The organism is Pseudomonas sp. KH_050, assembly GCF_057838875.1.
In genome coordinates, this window is the sequence record NZ_CM174478.1 from 4,584,011 (window position 1) to 4,599,551 (window position 15,541).

The window sequence follows — 15,541 nt, forward strand, 5'->3', positions numbered from 1 at the left end:
GAAAAAGACACCGCATCCCCCCCATAAAAAATGCCCCGTATCGATTGATACGGGGCATTTCTATTAGAGCGCAGCTCAAGGCCCGCTTGTGACGGGCCAGGCAGCAGCTCAGGCCAGCGCTTCTTCGCGCTTGCCCAGCAGACGATCGCAGACCACCGCAACCACCAGGGTCATGACCGAGGGTACCAGCCACGCCAGGCCCTGCTCGCTCAGCGGCAGGTGAGCCAGCTGGGTCGGCATCCAGTCGGCCAGACCGGCGCCTTTGAGGGCGTCGATCAGACCGAAGATGAACGATACCAGCATCACCGGGCCGACGATTCGCCCCTGCTCATGCCAGAAGTCCTTGCAGAAGCTCAGCGCCACCAGGGCGATGCACGGCGGGTAGATCGCGGTCAGTACCGGGATCGAGAACGCGATCAGCTTGGTCAGGCCCAGGTTGGACACCAGCAACGAGAACGCCGCCAGGATGATCACCAAGGTCTTGTAGGACAGCGGCAGAACCCGGCTGAAGTACTCGGCGCAGGCGCACGTCAGGCCAACCGCCGTCACCAGGCAGGCCAGGGAGATCAGCACCGCAAGAAAACCGCTGCCCAGGGAGCCGAAGGTGTGCTGCACGTAGGCGTGCAATACCGCCGCGCCATTGGCCGCGCCCGCGGCCACTTCATGACTGCCCGAACCGAGTCGGAACAGGCTGACGTAAACCAGCGCCAGCCCCACACCGGCAATCAGCCCGGCAATAATCGCGTAACGGGTGATCAGTCGCGGAGATTCGACACCACGGGAGCGAATAGCGTTGACGATGACAATACCGAACACCAGCGCACCGAGGGTATCCATGGTCAGGTAGCCATTGATGAAGCCCTGGGAGAACGGCGCGGCGACGTATTCCGGGGTGGCGGTGCCGATGTCACCGGCTGGCAAGGCAAATGCAGCAATGCCCAATGCCGCCAGTGCAATGATCTTCATCGGTGCCAGGAAACGTCCGACGGTGTCCAGCAGACGGCCCGGATAGAGCGAGATGAAGAACACCAGCAGGAAGTACACCGAACTGTAGAGGAACAGCGCCAGCGGGCTCTCGCCGGTCAACGGCGCCAAGCCTACTTCGAACGACACGGTGGCGGTGCGCGGTGTAGCGAACAACGGACCGACTGCCAGATAGCACACCGCAGCCAACAGACCACCCGCGACTTTACCGATCGGACTGCTCAAGGCGTCCATCGCGCCGCCGACCTTGGCCAGGGCGACCACGGTAATCACCGGCAAACCGACCGCAGTGATCAGAAACCCCAGCGCCGCCATCCAGACATGAGGCCCGGACTGCAGACCGACGATAGGCGGGAAGATAATGTTGCCGGCCCCGACAAACAGGGCAAACGTCATAAAACCAAGTGCCAGGATGTCCTGGCCTTTCAACACTTTCATTAAGGAAATACCACACTACTGAATCGGAATTTAGAGAGGGATTTCCCTATGGATGAGGGAAATGCTGTCGGTCCGTATGAGACTGACCCGTTAAGCGCGCAGCTTCCTTGTGGGAAGCGGACGCAAAAATGGCTGCTAGCCTAACGAATTTGCGCGACAAACGCACTGTTAGAGGGCGGACTGTCCGATAAGCGACATTCTTATGTCGCGTCTACATATTAAAAAGATCAAAAGATCGCAGCCTGCGGCAGCTCCTACGCATTGTGGATACACAAAAATCTCGTAGGAGCTGCCGCAGGCTGCGATCTTTTCGGGTTCACCTGAATCGCATAAAAAAACTCATAACGCACAAAGGCCACCCGAAGGTGGCCTTTGTCTGGTGTAGCGTCAGGTAAGCGCGAGGCTTACTTCATCGCCCAGCCAGTCAGCTCGGAAAGAGCCTTGCCGATATCTGCCAGCGAACGCACGGTTTTTACGCCTGCGTCTTCCAGGGCAGCGAACTTCTCGTCCGCAGTGCCCTTGCCGCCAGAGATGATTGCGCCAGCATGGCCCATGCGCTTGCCCGCAGGAGCAGTCACACCAGCGATGTAGGAAACAACCGGCTTGGTCACGTTAGCCTTGATGTAGGCAGCCGCTTCTTCTTCAGCCGAACCGCCGATCTCACCGATCATCACGATCGCTTCGGTCTTCGGGTCTTCCTGGAACAGCTTCAGGATGTCGATGAAGTTGGAGCCCGGGATCGGGTCACCACCGATGCCGACGCAAGTCGACTGACCGAAACCGGCGTCAGTAGTCTGCTTCACAGCTTCGTAAGTCAGGGTGCCGGAACGGGAAACGATACCGACCTTGCCTGGCAAGTGAATGTGACCTGGCATGATGCCGATCTTGCATTCGCCTGGAGTGATCACGCCTGGGCAGTTAGGGCCGATCAGGACCACACCCAGCTCGTCGCACTTGACCTTGGCATCCAGCATGTCCAGGGTAGGAATGCCTTCGGTGATGCAAACGATCAGCTTGATGCCGCCGAACGCTGCTTCAAGGATGGAATCCTTGCAGAAAGGAGCTGGAACGTAGATCACGCTGGCGGTGGCGCCAGTGGCTGCTACAGCGTCTTTCACGGTGTTGAAAACAGGCAGGTCCAGGTGAGTGGTGCCGCCTTTGCCCGGAGTCACGCCGCCAACCATCTGGGTGCCGTACTCGAGAGCTTGCTGGGTGTGGAAACTACCTTGCGAACCGGTAATACCCTGGCAGATAACTTTGGTGTCTTTATTGATCAGGACGCTCATTACTTGCCCTCCGCAGCTTTGACAACTTGTTGAGCAGCGTCGGTCAGGCTGGTAGCCGCGATGATGTTCAAACCGCTTTCTGCCAGTACTTTAGCGCCCAGCTCAGCGTTGTTGCCTTCAAGGCGAACAACAACCGGGATTTTCACGCCGACTTCTTTCACTGCACCGATGATGCCTTCGGCAATCATGTCGCAACGAACGATGCCGCCGAAGATGTTGACCAATACTGCAGCGACGTTAGTGTCGGACAGGATGATCTTGAACGCTTCGGTAACGCGTTCTTTGGTAGCACCGCCGCCCACGTCGAGGAAGTTGGCTGGTTTGCCGCCATGCAGGTTGACGATGTCCATGGTACCCATGGCCAGGCCAGCGCCGTTGACCATGCAACCGATGTTGCCTTCCAGCGCTACATAGTTCAGTTCGAACTTGGCAGCGTGCGCTTCGCGCGGATCGTCTTGCGACGGATCGTGGAAAGTCTTCAGCTTGGGCTGACGGTACATGGCGTTAGCGTCGATGTTGATCTTGGCATCGAGGCAATGCAGATCGCCGTCAGCCTTGATCACCAGCGGGTTCACTTCCAGCAGAGCCAGGTCGTGATCCTTGAACAGCTTGGCCAGACCCACGAAGATCTTGGCGAACTGAGCAACTTGCTTACCTTCCAGACCCAACTGGAAAGCCAGCTCGCGACCCTGGAACGGCTGAGCGCCAACCAGTGGATCGATAGTGGCCTTGAGGATTTTCTCAGGGGTGTCGTGAGCGATTTTCTCGATGTCCACGCCACCTTCGGTGGAAGCCATGAACACGATGCGACGGCTCGAACGGTCCACGACAGCGCCCAGGTACAGCTCTTTAGCGATATCAGTGCACGATTCAACCAGGATCTTGGTGACTGGCTGACCATTGGCATCAGTCTGGTAAGTCACCAGACGCTTGCCCAACCACTGTTGAGCGAATGCCTTGGCGTCTTCTTTGCTGCGAACCAGCTTTACGCCGCCCGCTTTACCGCGACCACCAGCGTGGACCTGGGCTTTGACAACCCACTCGGTGCCGCCGATTTTGTCGCACGCTTCTGCTGCTGCTTCCGGGGTGTCTACTGCGAAACCCTGGGATACTGGCAGGCCGTATTCAGCGAACAGCTGCTTACCCTGATACTCGTGAAGATTCATGCTTATTACCGTCTTCGTTAGGTACTGCGCATTCGGTGCTGCACGTGTTCAGTGCCGCACCACCTGTGACTGCTGCTTGCGCAGTCGTCCGGTTACCCGGTGAAACTACGCAAGACTGCGTCCAGCGGATATTCCGCGGTGAGTCTTGCTCGCAAGGCTCACGACGGGCCAACCGCCGTGGTTTCTTATTGTCTTAACGCTTCTTGCGGTTGGCGATGTGAATGGCGCCGCCATTCACTGCCAAAGCTGCTTCGTGCAAGGCTTCGGACAGGGTCGGATGGGAGAAGACCATCATGCCCAGGTCTTCGGCACTGGTGCCGAATTCCATGCCGATTGCGCCTTGCTGCACAAGCTCGGCAGCGCTCGGGCCAATCACGTGGACGCCCAATACGCGGTCAGTCTTGGCATCAGCGATAACTTTTACGAAACCGCCGGTATCGTTGGCTGCCATGGCACGGCCACTGGCTGCGAACGGGAAGGTGCCGACGTTAACTTCAACGCCTTCAGCTTTCAAGGTCTGCTCGGTTTTCCCGACCCACGCGATTTCCGGGTGAGTATAAATAACCGAAGGGATCAGGTCATAGTTCATCTGGGCTTTGTGGCCCTTGATGCGCTCGACAACCATGATGCCCTCTTCCGAGGCCTTGTGCGCCAGCATCATGCCGCGAACCACGTCACCGATGGCGAAAACGCCCGGCACGCTGGTCTCGCACTGATCGTTGACGAAGACAAAACCACGCTCGTCGATGGTCACGCCGCTATCGGCAGCCAGCAGATCGGTGGTCACCGGACGGCGACCAACGGCTACGATCAGCTTGTCGAAGGTGATGGTTTGTTCGCCGTTGGCGTCGGTGTAGTTCACCACGACTTCTTCGCCAGTGACTTTCGAACCGGTCACGCGAGCGCCCAGCTTGATGTCCAGACCTTGTTTGGTCAGGGTTTTGTAGGCTTCTTTGGACACGGCGGTGTCGGCAGCCATCAGGAACGTGTCCAGCGCTTCCAGGACAGTCACTTCAGCGCCCAGACGGGACCATACCGAACCCAGTTCCAGACCGATCACGCCAGCGCCGATCACGCCCAGACGTTTTGGAACCGATTGGAATTCCAGAGCACCGGTCGAATCGACGATGACGTTCTGGTCAACCGGAGCCGGTGGAATATCGATCGGACGCGAGCCGGAGGCGAGAATCACGTTCTCGGCTTCGATCACTTCGACAGTGCCGTCAGGCTTGGTCAGTTCGACTTTCTTGCCGGCCAGCAGTTTGCCGTGGCCTTGCAGGGAAGTCACACCGTTAGCCTTGAACAGGGTTGCAACACCGGAGGTCAGGCCTTTGACGATGTTGGCCTTGCGACCGACCATTGCAGCTACGTCCATGGTCACGCCAGCGTGATTGATACCGTGGATCGCGAAGCCGTCTTGTGCTTCATGGAACTTCCAGGAACTGTCGAGCAGCGCCTTGGATGGAATGCAGCCGACGTTCAGGCAAGTACCGCCGAGGGCCAGCTTGCCTTCCTTGTCGGTGTATTTCTCGATGCAGGCCGTCGTAAGACCAAGCTGCGCTGCTTTAATGGCAGCCACGTAACCGCCAGGGCCCGCGCCAATCACTACCAGGTCGAATTTCTGAGTCATGTGTCATTCCTTTTCGAATCAAACCGGACGGCCACTTTTGGGGACCGTCGTGGGACGAAGCTGGTCATTACAGGAGGGCCATCCATCACTGGAGGGCCCGTGCAACGAAATCAGATATCCAGCAGCAAACGAGCCGGGTCTTCCAGCAGGTTCTTGATGGTAACCAGGAAGGTCACAGCTTCTTTGCCATCGATCAGACGGTGATCGTAGGACAGAGCCAGGTACATCATCGGACGGATGACAACCTGACCGTTGATCGCCATAGGGCGCTGCAGAATGTTGTGCATGCCCAGGATAGCCGCTTGCGGCGGGTTGACGATCGGGGTCGACATCATGGAGCCGAAAGTACCGCCGTTGGTGATAGTGAAGGTACCACCGGTCATTTCGTCCATGGACAGTTTGCCGTCACGAGCCTTCTTGCCGAAGGTGGCGATGCCGCCTTCGATTTCAGCCAGGCTCATCAGTTCGGCGTTACGCAGAACCGGTACCACCAGACCGCGGTCGCTGGACACCGCTACACCGACGTCGGCGTAGCCGTGGTAAACGATGTCGGCACCGTCGATCGAGGCGTTGACCGCCGGGAAGCGTTTCAGCGCTTCGGTGGCAGCTTTCACGAAGAACGACATGAAGCCCAGGCGCACGCCGTTGTGGGACTTCTCGAACAGGTCCTTGTACTTCGAACGCAGGGCCATGACTTCGGTCATGTCGACTTCGTTGAAGGTGGTCAGCATCGCCATGTTCGACTGAGCTTCAACCAGACGCTCGGCAACCTTGGCGCGCAGACGGGTCATTGGAACGCGTTTTTCAACGCGCTCACCGGCAGCGAACACCGGCGCGGCAGCGGCAGGTGCAGCAGCCTTGGCAGGCGCGGCAGCCGGAGCGGCTTTCTTGGCAGCAATGGCAACGACTACGTCTTCCTTGGTTACACGACCGCCTTTGCCAGTGCCGGCAACGGAAGCGATGTTGATGGCGTTTTCTTCAGCCAGCTTGCGAGCAGCCGGTGCAGCAACAGGATCGTCTTCGCCAACAGCAGCGGGGGCAGCAGCCTGGGCAGCGGCTGGAGCAGCGGCAGCCGGAGCGGCAGCAACGCCGCCGGCCTGGATGGAGCCCAGAACTTCGTCGGACAGAACGGTGTCGCCTTCGTTCTTGACGATCGCGCCCAGCACGCCGTCAGCAGTGGCCAGAACTTCCAGTACGACTTTGTCGGTTTCGATGTCGACGATCAGGTCATCACGCTTGACGGCGTCGCCCGGTTGTTTGTGCCAGGTGGCAACGGTGCCATCGGCAACCGATTCCGGGAAAGTGGGGGCTTTGATCTCGATAGCCATTATCTGTAGTTCCTTAAATTCGGTTTCAAGTGCGCGAAGGCGTTAAACGGTAAAGGCGTCTAGCAGCAGTTGTTCCTGCTGCTCAGCGTGCATCGATGCATAACCACAAGCAGGTGCAGCAGAAGCCTCACGACCCGCGTACTCGAGAAACAGGGACTTGTTGTGATTGCTGATGATGCGACGCATGTGGTGCTGGCTGCAGTACCACGCACCCTGGTTCATCGGCTCTTCCTGACACCAAACGATGTGTTTCAGGTTGGTGTACGGAGCCAGGACTTCAGTCAAGTCGTCCTCAGGGAATGGGTACAGCTGCTCGATACGCACGACGGCGATGTCTTCACGACCTTCGGCACGGCGTTTTTCCAACAGGTCGTAGTAGACCTTGCCGCTACACAGAACAATGCGTTCGACCTTTTTCGGGTCCTGGGCATCGATTTCCGGGATAACGGTCTGGAACGAACCTTCGGCCAGATCTTCCAGGGTCGAGATGGCCAGTTTGTGACGCAGCAGCGACTTCGGAGTCAGGACTACCAGTGGTTTGCGCAGCGGGCGAATCACCTGACGACGCAGCAAGTGGTAGATCTGAGCCGGCGTAGTCGGCATGCAGACCTGAATGTTGTGCTCGGCGCACAGCTGCAGGTAACGCTCCAGACGAGCCGAGGAGTGCTCCGGACCCTGACCTTCATAACCGTGCGGCAGCAGCATGGTCAGACCGCAAAGACGGCCCCACTTGTGCTCGCCACTGGTGATGAACTGATCGATAACCACCTGGGCACCGTTGGCGAAGTCGCCGAACTGGGCTTCCCAGATAACCAGGGCGTTTGGCTCGGTGGTCGAATAACCGTATTCGAACGCCAGAACCGCTTCTTCAGACAGCAGCGAGTCGTACAGGTCGAAACGTGGCTGACCTTTGTACAAGTTCTGAAGCGGAATGTAGCTGCCAGCGTCTTTCTGATTGTGCAAGACCGCGTGACGGTGCGAGAACGTACCGCGCCCGATGTCCTGACCGGTCATGCGAATCGGGTGACCTTCGAACGCCAGGGTCGCGTACGCCATGGTTTCAGCGTAACCCCAGTTGATCGGCAGGCCGCCGGCTTGCATCTTCTGACGATCTTCGTAGATTTTCGAGACCTGGCGCTGAACCACGAAGCCTTCCGGGATTTCCAGCAGCTTGGCGGACAGTTCCTGCAGGGTCTTCAGATCGAAACGAGTGTCGTGACGCGCGGTCCAGGCGTGGCCCAGATACGGACGCCAGTCCACGAACAACTCTTTGTTCGGCTCTTTGACCAGGCTTTTTACAACATGCAGACCATTGTCCAGCGCGTTGCGGTATTCGTCGATCTTGGCCTGAACACGCTCGGCATCACACGCACCGGACTGGATCAGGCGCTCGGCGTACAACTCGCGGGTAGTGCGCTGCTTGGCGATCTGCTGATACATCAGCGGCTGGGTACCGCTAGGTTCGTCGGCCTCGTTGTGGCCGCGACGACGGTAGCAGACCAGATCGATCACGATGTCGCGCTTGTACTGCATGCGGTAATCGATAGCCAACTGGGTCACGAACAATACGGCTTCCGGATCATCACCATTCACATGGAGGATCGGCGCCTGGATCATTTTCGCGACGTCGGTGCAGTACTCGGTGGAACGCGAGTCTTCCGGGTTGCTGATGGTGAAGCCAACCTGGTTGTTGATCACCAGATGGATCGTGCCGCCCGTCTTGAAGCCACGGGTTTGCGACATCTGGAAGGTTTCCATGACCACGCCCTGCCCTGCGAAAGCAGCGTCACCGTGGATGGAGATCGGCAGAACCTTTTCACCGGTAGGGTCGTTACGACGATCCTGACGGGCACGCACCGAACCCTCGACCACTGGCGAAACGATTTCCAGGTGGGAAGGGTTGAAGGCCATGGCCAGGTGAACTTCACCGCCGGCAGTCATGACGTTGGACGAGAAGCCCTGGTGGTATTTGACGTCACCGGAACCCAGCTCGACCTTTTTCTTGCCTTCGAATTCGTCGAACAGATCGCGCGGATTCTTGCCGAAGGTGTTGACCAATACGTTCAGACGACCACGGTGGGCCATGCCAATAACGATTTCCTTGGTACCGTAGGAGCCCGAACGCTGAATCAACTCATCCAGCAACGGGATCAGGCTTTCACCACCTTCCAGACCGAAACGCTTGGTGCCCGGGTATTTGGTGCCCAGGTATTTTTCCAGGCCTTCGGCGGCAGTCACACGCTCGAGCAAGTGGCTCTTGATGTCCGCGGAGTAAGTCGGACGGCCACGCACGCTTTCCAGACGCTGCTGGAACCACTGGCGCTGCTCGGAATCGACGATGTGGGTAAATTCAGAACCGATGGTGCGGCAATATGTCTGCTGCAACGCTTCGTGAATTTCGCGTAGGCTCGCTTCCTCTTTGCCGATGAACAGGTCGCCGGCACGGAAGGTCGTATCAAGATCGGCATTGGTCAAGCCGTAATGATTGATCGAAAGGTCTGCAGGTGCAGGACGCTTCCACAGCCCCAGCGGGTCAAGCTGGGCTGCCTGGTGGCCACGCATACGGTAGGCCTGGATCAATCGCAGCACTTCAACTTGCTTCTTCTCGTGCTCACTGCTCACGCTGCCGGCGGAAACCGGTTGGGCGCGGCGCTGGTTCTTTGCCAGCAAGACGAAATGATCGCGAATTGTCGAGTGCGAAACATCGATGGCAGAGTTGCCGTCAGTCGGCAGCTTCTGAAAGTAGGTGCGCCACTCTTCTGGCACAGCGTTAGGGTCGTGCAGGTAGAGCTCGTAGAGCTCTTCCACATAGGCAGCGTTACTACCGGATAGGTAGGCGCTGTTCCACATGCGCTGCATCACGCTTTCTTGCATGCTTGGTCACCCTCGGTTAGGGGAACACCACCGGCGAAGACACCGAGCAAACTTGCAGAAGTCCGAATGCAGCGACCAAAACAAGCCACTTAGGATCACGCTGATAGTCCGGGTACCAGCCCGGATGCCCCTGCTTGTCTCATTTCTTCAAAATAAGAGCCGCAGCTTTTTGAGCTGCTGCTCAGGTTAAAGCTACGGCGCCGGTTGAAGCCTGCGCCGCAGCGTCTACGGGTACAGCGGTGCTACGGGTGGAGCAGAATCACACGCCGCTTTGCAGCAGCATGTTACGTATGTGACCGATGGCCTTGGTCGGGTTCAGGCCCTTCGGACAAACGTTGACGCAGTTCATGATCCCGCGGCAGCGGAATACGCTGAACGGGTCATCCAGCGAAGCCAGACGCTCGGACGTCTTGGTGTCACGGCTGTCTGCCAGGAAGCGATACGCTTGCAGCAATGCAGCTGGACCCAGGAACTTGTCCGGGTTCCACCAGAAGGATGGGCAAGAAGTCGAGCAGCAAGCGCACAGGATGCACTCGTACAGACCATCAAGCTTTTCACGCTCTTGTGGAGTCTGCAGACGTTCGATGGCCGGAGCCGGCGTGTCGTTCTGCAGGTATGGCTTAACTTTTTCGTACTGCTTGTAGAAGATGCTCATATCGACGACCAAGTCACGGATAACCGGCAAACCTGGCAGAGGACGAACGATCAGCTTGTTACCTTTCACGACAGCCGACAGCGGCGTGACGCACGCCAGGGCGTTTTTGCCGTTGATGTTCATGCCGTCGGAGCCGCAGACGCCTTCACGGCAAGAGCGACGATAGGAGAAACCTTCGTCCTGCTCTTTGATCAGGGCCAGCACATCCAGCACCATCAGGTCTTTACCGTAGGTATTGACCTGGAATTCCTGCATGAACGGCGCAGCGTCCTGATCAGGGTTGTAGCGATAAACACTGACTTTCAACATGTCGGCCACCCTTAATAAGTCCGAATCATTGGTTCAAAGGTCGGGACTGTTTTTGGAGAGAAGTTCACGGCACGCTTGGCAACGCGTTTCTCACCTGGGAAGTACAGGGTGTGGCACAGCCAGTTGACGTCGTCACGATCTTCGAAGTCTTCACGGGCGTGAGCACCGCGAGACTCTTTACGGGTTTCTGCGGCAATCGCCGTAGCTTCGGCCACTTCCAGCAGGTTTTGCAGTTCCAGGGCTTCGATGCGAGCGGTGTTGAACGCCTGGCTCTTATCGTTGATCTTGACGTTGGCGATACGGACACGCAGATCAGCCAGCTGAGCGATACCCTTCTGCATGTATTCGCCGGTACGGAATACACCGAAGTAGTTCTGCATGCAGCTTTGCAGCTCTTTACGCAGGGTCGCGACGTCTTCGCCGTCGTTACGCGAGTTCAGGCCAGCGAGACGTGCCAGGGCAGCGTCGATGTCGGACTGGCGAGCGCGAGTGTAATCAACGCCTTCTTTCAGGGTCTGTTCCAGGAACAGACCGGCAGCACGACCGAATACCACCAGGTCGAGCAGCGAGTTGCCACCCAGACGGTTGGCACCGTGAACCGATACACACGCCACTTCACCGACCGCGAACAGGCCAGGGATAATGGTATCGTTGCCATCGGCGTCCTGAGTGATCGCCTGACCATGAATGTTGGTGGCAACGCCGCCCATCATATAGTGGCAGGTTGGAACCACTGGAACCGGAGCAATAACCGGGTCAACGTGGGCGAAAGTCTTCGACAGTTCGCAGATGCCTGGCAGACGGCTGTGCAGCACTTCTTCACCGAGGTGATCGAGTTTCAGCAGAACGTGGTCGCCATCCGGACCACAGCCGTTACCGGCAATGATCTCTTTAACCATGGAGCGGGCTACCACGTCACGACCAGCAAGGTCTTTGGCGTTCGGAGCATAACGCTCCATGAAACGCTCGCCGTGCTTGTTGATCAGGTAACCGCCTTCACCGCGGCAGCCTTCGGTAACCAGTACACCGGCGCCGGCGATGCCGGTCGGGTGGAACTGCCACATTTCGATGTCTTGTACCGGCACGCCAGCACGCAGAGCCATGCCGACGCCGTCACCGGTGTTGATCAGGGCATTGGTGGTGGACGAGTAGATACGGCCTGCACCGCCGGTCGCCAATACAGTAGCGTTGGCGCGGATGTAGGAGGTTTCACCGGTTTCGATGCAGATCACGATCATGCCGACAAAGGCACCATCTTCGTTCTTCACCAGGTCGACGCCGTAGTATTCATTGAGAAATACGGTGCCAGCCTTGAGGTTGGCCTGATACAGAGTGTGCAACAGCGCGTGACCGGTACGGTCGGCTGCAGCGCAGGTACGGGCGGCCTGGCCACCTTTACCAAAGTCCTTGGACTGACCGCCGAACGGACGCTGGTAGATGCGACCCTGCTCGGTACGGGAGAACGGCAGACCCATGTGTTCCAGCTCGAAGACCGCTTCCGGGCCTACGGAGCACATGTATTCGATAGCGTCCTGGTCACCGATGTAGTCGGAACCCTTGACGGTATCGTACATGTGCCAGCGCCAGTCATCGTTTGGATCGGCGGAGGCGATGGCGCAAGTGATGCCACCCTGGGCCGAAACGGTGTGGGAACGGGTCGGGAACACCTTGGTGACCACGGCAGTCTTGTGACCACCCTGGGCCAGTTGCAGCGCAGCGCGCATGCCGGCACCGCCGCCACCAATGATAATGGCGTCGAACGAAAGCGTATTAACTGTGTTAGCCATGAATCAGATACCCCAAAGAATCTGCACACCCCAGACGAAGTAAGCGAACATCGCGACGCCGCATACTGCCTGGAAGAGGAAACGTACTGCAGTCGCGGACTTGCCCAGCGCCATTGGCGTCAGGTAGTCGGTCGCGATGGTCCACATGCCGACCCAGGCGTGAGCGCCAAGGGCAACCAGGGCCAGCAGGCTGAAGATACGCATCCAGTTGCTTGCGAACAGTTCGTGCCATTGGGCGTAGCCCATGCCGGGGTTCGCAACGAGGTATCCGATCAGGAAGATGAAATAAGCCGCGAGAACGACCGCAGACACACGCTGTGCCATCCAGTCATAGAGGCCCGAACGCGACAGGTTCGTAACGCTGGTTACCATATCCAAACTCCCGCCAGAACGATCATCACCACGGAAATGGCGATAACAAGTTTCGAGCCCAGCGTGCCGCCTTCCAGCGTTTCGCCGATGCCCATGTCCATCAACAAATGGCGTACACCGGCCACCAGGTGATACAGCAAGGCGGATAGCAGGCCCCATGCCACGAACTTGGCCAGCGGACTGGTCAAGCATTCTTTCACCTCGACGAAACCTTCCTCCGAACCCAGGGATTTGCCCAATGCATAAAGCATGATGCCAAGGCCCAGGAAGAGGATGATGCCGGAAACACGGTGAAGAAATGACGTAACGCCGGTGATGGGGAGTTTGATGGTCCTTAGGTCTAGGTTTACAGGTCGTTGGCTATTCACGGCTTTTTTTTCACACTGAAGAGCCCCTAACAATCAGGGCAAAGTTGTTGGGGAGTGCACTGGTCAGGTACCACCACCCAGGGAGTGCGACCCCCATCAAATCAGGCCCAAAAGCCCCCGGCGGTCGGAGGCCGAGTATAGACAGTTAGGACACTAATGACAACGCAATCACCTTCCCCTAATAGCTCATTGCGTTAGTTGAATAAAAGGCGTAAATGGCAGGGAATTTCGAGGAAAAAGTCTGGTTAAAGCCTTCTGGGGCAAGACTTTAGGCAAATTGACATTCAAATTTATCTCACTATAGTGGTGCGGGCCCTGCGTGGGGGGTCTGTCTGATGATTTCAAGCATAAATAGGAGGCCACATGGCTGACAAAAAAGCGCAGTTGATCATCGAGGGCGCAGCCCCCGTCGAGCTGCCCATTTTAACCGGCACCGTTGGTCCCGATGTTATCGACGTTCGGGGCCTGACGGCCACGGGCCGTTTCACCTTTGACCCTGGTTTCATGTCGACCGCCTCGTGCGAGTCGAAGATCACCTATATCGACGGCGACAACGGCATCCTGCTGCACCGCGGTTACCCGATCGAACAGCTGGCCGAGAAGTCGGACTACCTGGAAACCTGCTATCTGCTGCTCAACGGCGAACTGCCGACCGCAGAGCAAAAGGCGCAGTTCGTCACGACCGTGAAGAACCACACCATGGTTCACGAGCAGTTGAAGACCTTCTTCAACGGCTTCCGTCGCGACGCCCACCCGATGGCCGTCATGTGCGGTGTAGTCGGCGCCCTCTCGGCCTTCTACCACGACTCCCTGGACATCAAAAACCCGCAGCATCGCGAAATCTCCGCGATCCGCCTGGTTGCCAAGATGCCTACCCTGGCCGCGATGGTTTACAAGTACTCCATGGGCCAGCCCATGATGTACCCGCGCAACGACCTGACGTACGCGGAAAACTTCCTGCACATGATGTTCAACACCCCGTGCGAGATCAAACCGATCAGCCCGGTACTCGCCAACGCCATGGACAAGATCTTTATCCTCCATGCCGACCACGAGCAGAACGCATCGACCTCCACCGTACGCCTGGCAGGCTCCTCGGGTGCCAACCCGTTCGCCTGTATCGCTGCCGGTATCGCTGCACTCTGGGGCCCGGCTCACGGCGGCGCCAACGAAGCCGTGTTGAGCATGCTCGACGAAATTGGCGATGTGGCGAACATCGACAAGTACATCGCCAAGGCCAAGGACAAGAACGATCCGTTCAAGTTGATGGGCTTCGGTCACCGGGTCTACAAAAACCGCGACCCACGCGCCACCGTGATGAAGCAGACCTGCGACGAAGTACTCAAAGAGTTGGGCATCACCAGCGATCCGCAACTCGACCTGGCCATGCGCCTGGAAGAAATCGCACTGACCGACCCATACTTCATCGAGCGCTCGCTGTACCCGAACGTCGACTTCTACTCGGGGATCATCCTCAAGGCGATCGGCATTCCAACCAGCATGTTCACCGTAATCTTCGCCCTGGCGCGGACCGTCGGCTGGATCTCCCACTGGAAAGAAATGCTCTCCAGCCCGTACAAAATCGGCCGTCCGCGCCAGTTGTACACCGGCTACGAGTCGCGCGACATCATCAACCTGGAAGACCGCAAATAAGACCTGTCTTGCGATAACGTCTTAAGCTGCAGCGGAAACGGCCTCTATATATAGAGGCCGTTTTTGTTTGTGCCTGATGCCAGATACGCGGCGGTTTAAAGGGCTGACCGGACTTTTTGATCGTGTACAATCCGTTTATTCGGTAACGGCGACTGGCGGTTCCGCTCTTACAGCGGGTCACTTTCGAAAAGCCGGAGTGCCGGCCCAGTCGAAAGCAACCAAAGCGCTTCTGCCCCGCCATTCGGCCTCTGGGAAAGGGGCAGGCAGATCAAGTTCAAAAGCCACAACAACAGCAAGATCAAAAGATCGCAGCCTTCGGCAGCTCCTACGGGAGAACACGTGCGCTTGAAGGCCAGGCCGGCCGGTCGGCCGCCTCGCTTTTGCTTTTGCGGTGCACGCCCCCTCGAGAGGCCGAGTGGAGGTTCTGCGCAGTGGGCAACCCGGCATGGATGCCGGGTTAGCCGCCCCCGGCCATGGATGGCCGATGGCGGCGGGCCCACGGAGCAGGACCGGAGCGAGGGCACCCTGAGCCTAGGCGAAGGGCCGAACGAAAGGGGCAAGAGCCCTTTGGTTACTTTGGGGCTCTTTTCCAAAGTGACACGCCGTAAGGGCGGAACCATCAGTGGCCGTTACCGCAGGAATGGATATGTACACCAGTGAAAGCCAGGCCGGCTGTCAGGCCCCATCGCAA

General features: G+C 58.0%; 11 protein-coding genes. 1 reads left to right on the forward strand and 10 read right to left on the reverse strand.

Annotated features, from left to right (window positions below; genetic code table 11):
- Positions 1–108: 108 nt before the first annotated feature.
- The 10 genes from brnQ to sdhC form a co-directional block, all read right to left on the reverse strand.
- Complete coding sequence (gene brnQ / locus AC3IUA_RS20820; RefSeq protein WP_489356794.1) at positions 109–1,422, reverse strand: branched-chain amino acid transport system II carrier protein; 1,314 nt, start codon at positions 1,420–1,422, stop codon at positions 109–111.
- Between the two features lie 404 nt (positions 1,423–1,826).
- Positions 1,827–2,708, reverse strand: a complete 882-nt coding sequence (sucD, locus tag AC3IUA_RS20825) for a succinate--CoA ligase subunit alpha (RefSeq protein ID WP_489356795.1) — start codon at positions 2,706–2,708, stop codon at positions 1,827–1,829.
- A complete protein-coding gene (sucC, locus tag AC3IUA_RS20830) occupies positions 2,708–3,874 on the reverse strand; it encodes an ADP-forming succinate--CoA ligase subunit beta (protein ID WP_008148602.1) in 1,167 nt (388 codons plus the stop codon). The genes sucD and sucC overlap by 1 nt, the downstream gene beginning before the upstream one ends.
- A gap of 193 nt (positions 3,875–4,067) precedes the next feature.
- Positions 4,068–5,504, reverse strand: coding sequence for a dihydrolipoyl dehydrogenase (lpdA, locus tag AC3IUA_RS20835; RefSeq protein WP_489356796.1), 1,437 nt, complete (start codon positions 5,502–5,504; stop codon positions 4,068–4,070).
- Positions 5,505–5,614: 110 nt separating this feature from the next.
- Complete coding sequence (gene odhB, locus AC3IUA_RS20840; RefSeq protein ID WP_489356797.1) at positions 5,615–6,832, reverse strand: 2-oxoglutarate dehydrogenase complex dihydrolipoyllysine-residue succinyltransferase; 1,218 nt, start codon at positions 6,830–6,832, stop codon at positions 5,615–5,617.
- A 42-nt stretch (positions 6,833–6,874) separates the two neighbouring features.
- Positions 6,875–9,706 carry a 2-oxoglutarate dehydrogenase E1 component gene (locus tag AC3IUA_RS20845; RefSeq protein ID WP_489356798.1) on the reverse strand — a complete coding sequence of 944 codons (2,832 nt, stop codon included), beginning with the start codon at positions 9,704–9,706 and terminating at the stop codon, positions 6,875–6,877.
- Between the two features lie 259 nt (positions 9,707–9,965).
- Positions 9,966–10,670, reverse strand: a complete 705-nt coding sequence (locus tag AC3IUA_RS20850) for a succinate dehydrogenase iron-sulfur subunit (RefSeq protein ID WP_489356799.1) — start codon at positions 10,668–10,670, stop codon at positions 9,966–9,968.
- 11 nt (positions 10,671–10,681) lie between these two features.
- Positions 10,682–12,457: a succinate dehydrogenase flavoprotein subunit gene (sdhA, locus tag AC3IUA_RS20855; RefSeq protein WP_489356800.1), complete on the reverse strand. Its 1,776-nt coding sequence runs from the start codon at positions 12,455–12,457 to the stop codon at positions 10,682–10,684.
- 3 nt (positions 12,458–12,460) lie between these two features.
- Positions 12,461–12,829 (reverse strand): succinate dehydrogenase, hydrophobic membrane anchor protein, encoded by a 369-nt coding sequence (sdhD, locus tag AC3IUA_RS20860; RefSeq protein ID WP_146425831.1) that lies wholly within the window; start codon positions 12,827–12,829, stop codon positions 12,461–12,463.
- Positions 12,823–13,197: a succinate dehydrogenase, cytochrome b556 subunit gene (gene sdhC, locus AC3IUA_RS20865; protein WP_489356801.1), complete on the reverse strand. Its 375-nt coding sequence runs from the start codon at positions 13,195–13,197 to the stop codon at positions 12,823–12,825. The genes sdhD and sdhC overlap by 7 nt, the downstream gene beginning before the upstream one ends.
- A 363-nt stretch (positions 13,198–13,560) precedes the next feature.
- Here sdhC and gltA point away from each other — a divergent pair, with 363 nt between their 5' ends.
- On the forward strand, positions 13,561–14,850 hold the full coding sequence (gltA, locus tag AC3IUA_RS20870) for a citrate synthase (RefSeq protein ID WP_489356802.1): 1,290 nt from the start codon (positions 13,561–13,563) through the stop codon (positions 14,848–14,850).
- Positions 14,851–15,541: the final 691 nt, after the last annotated feature.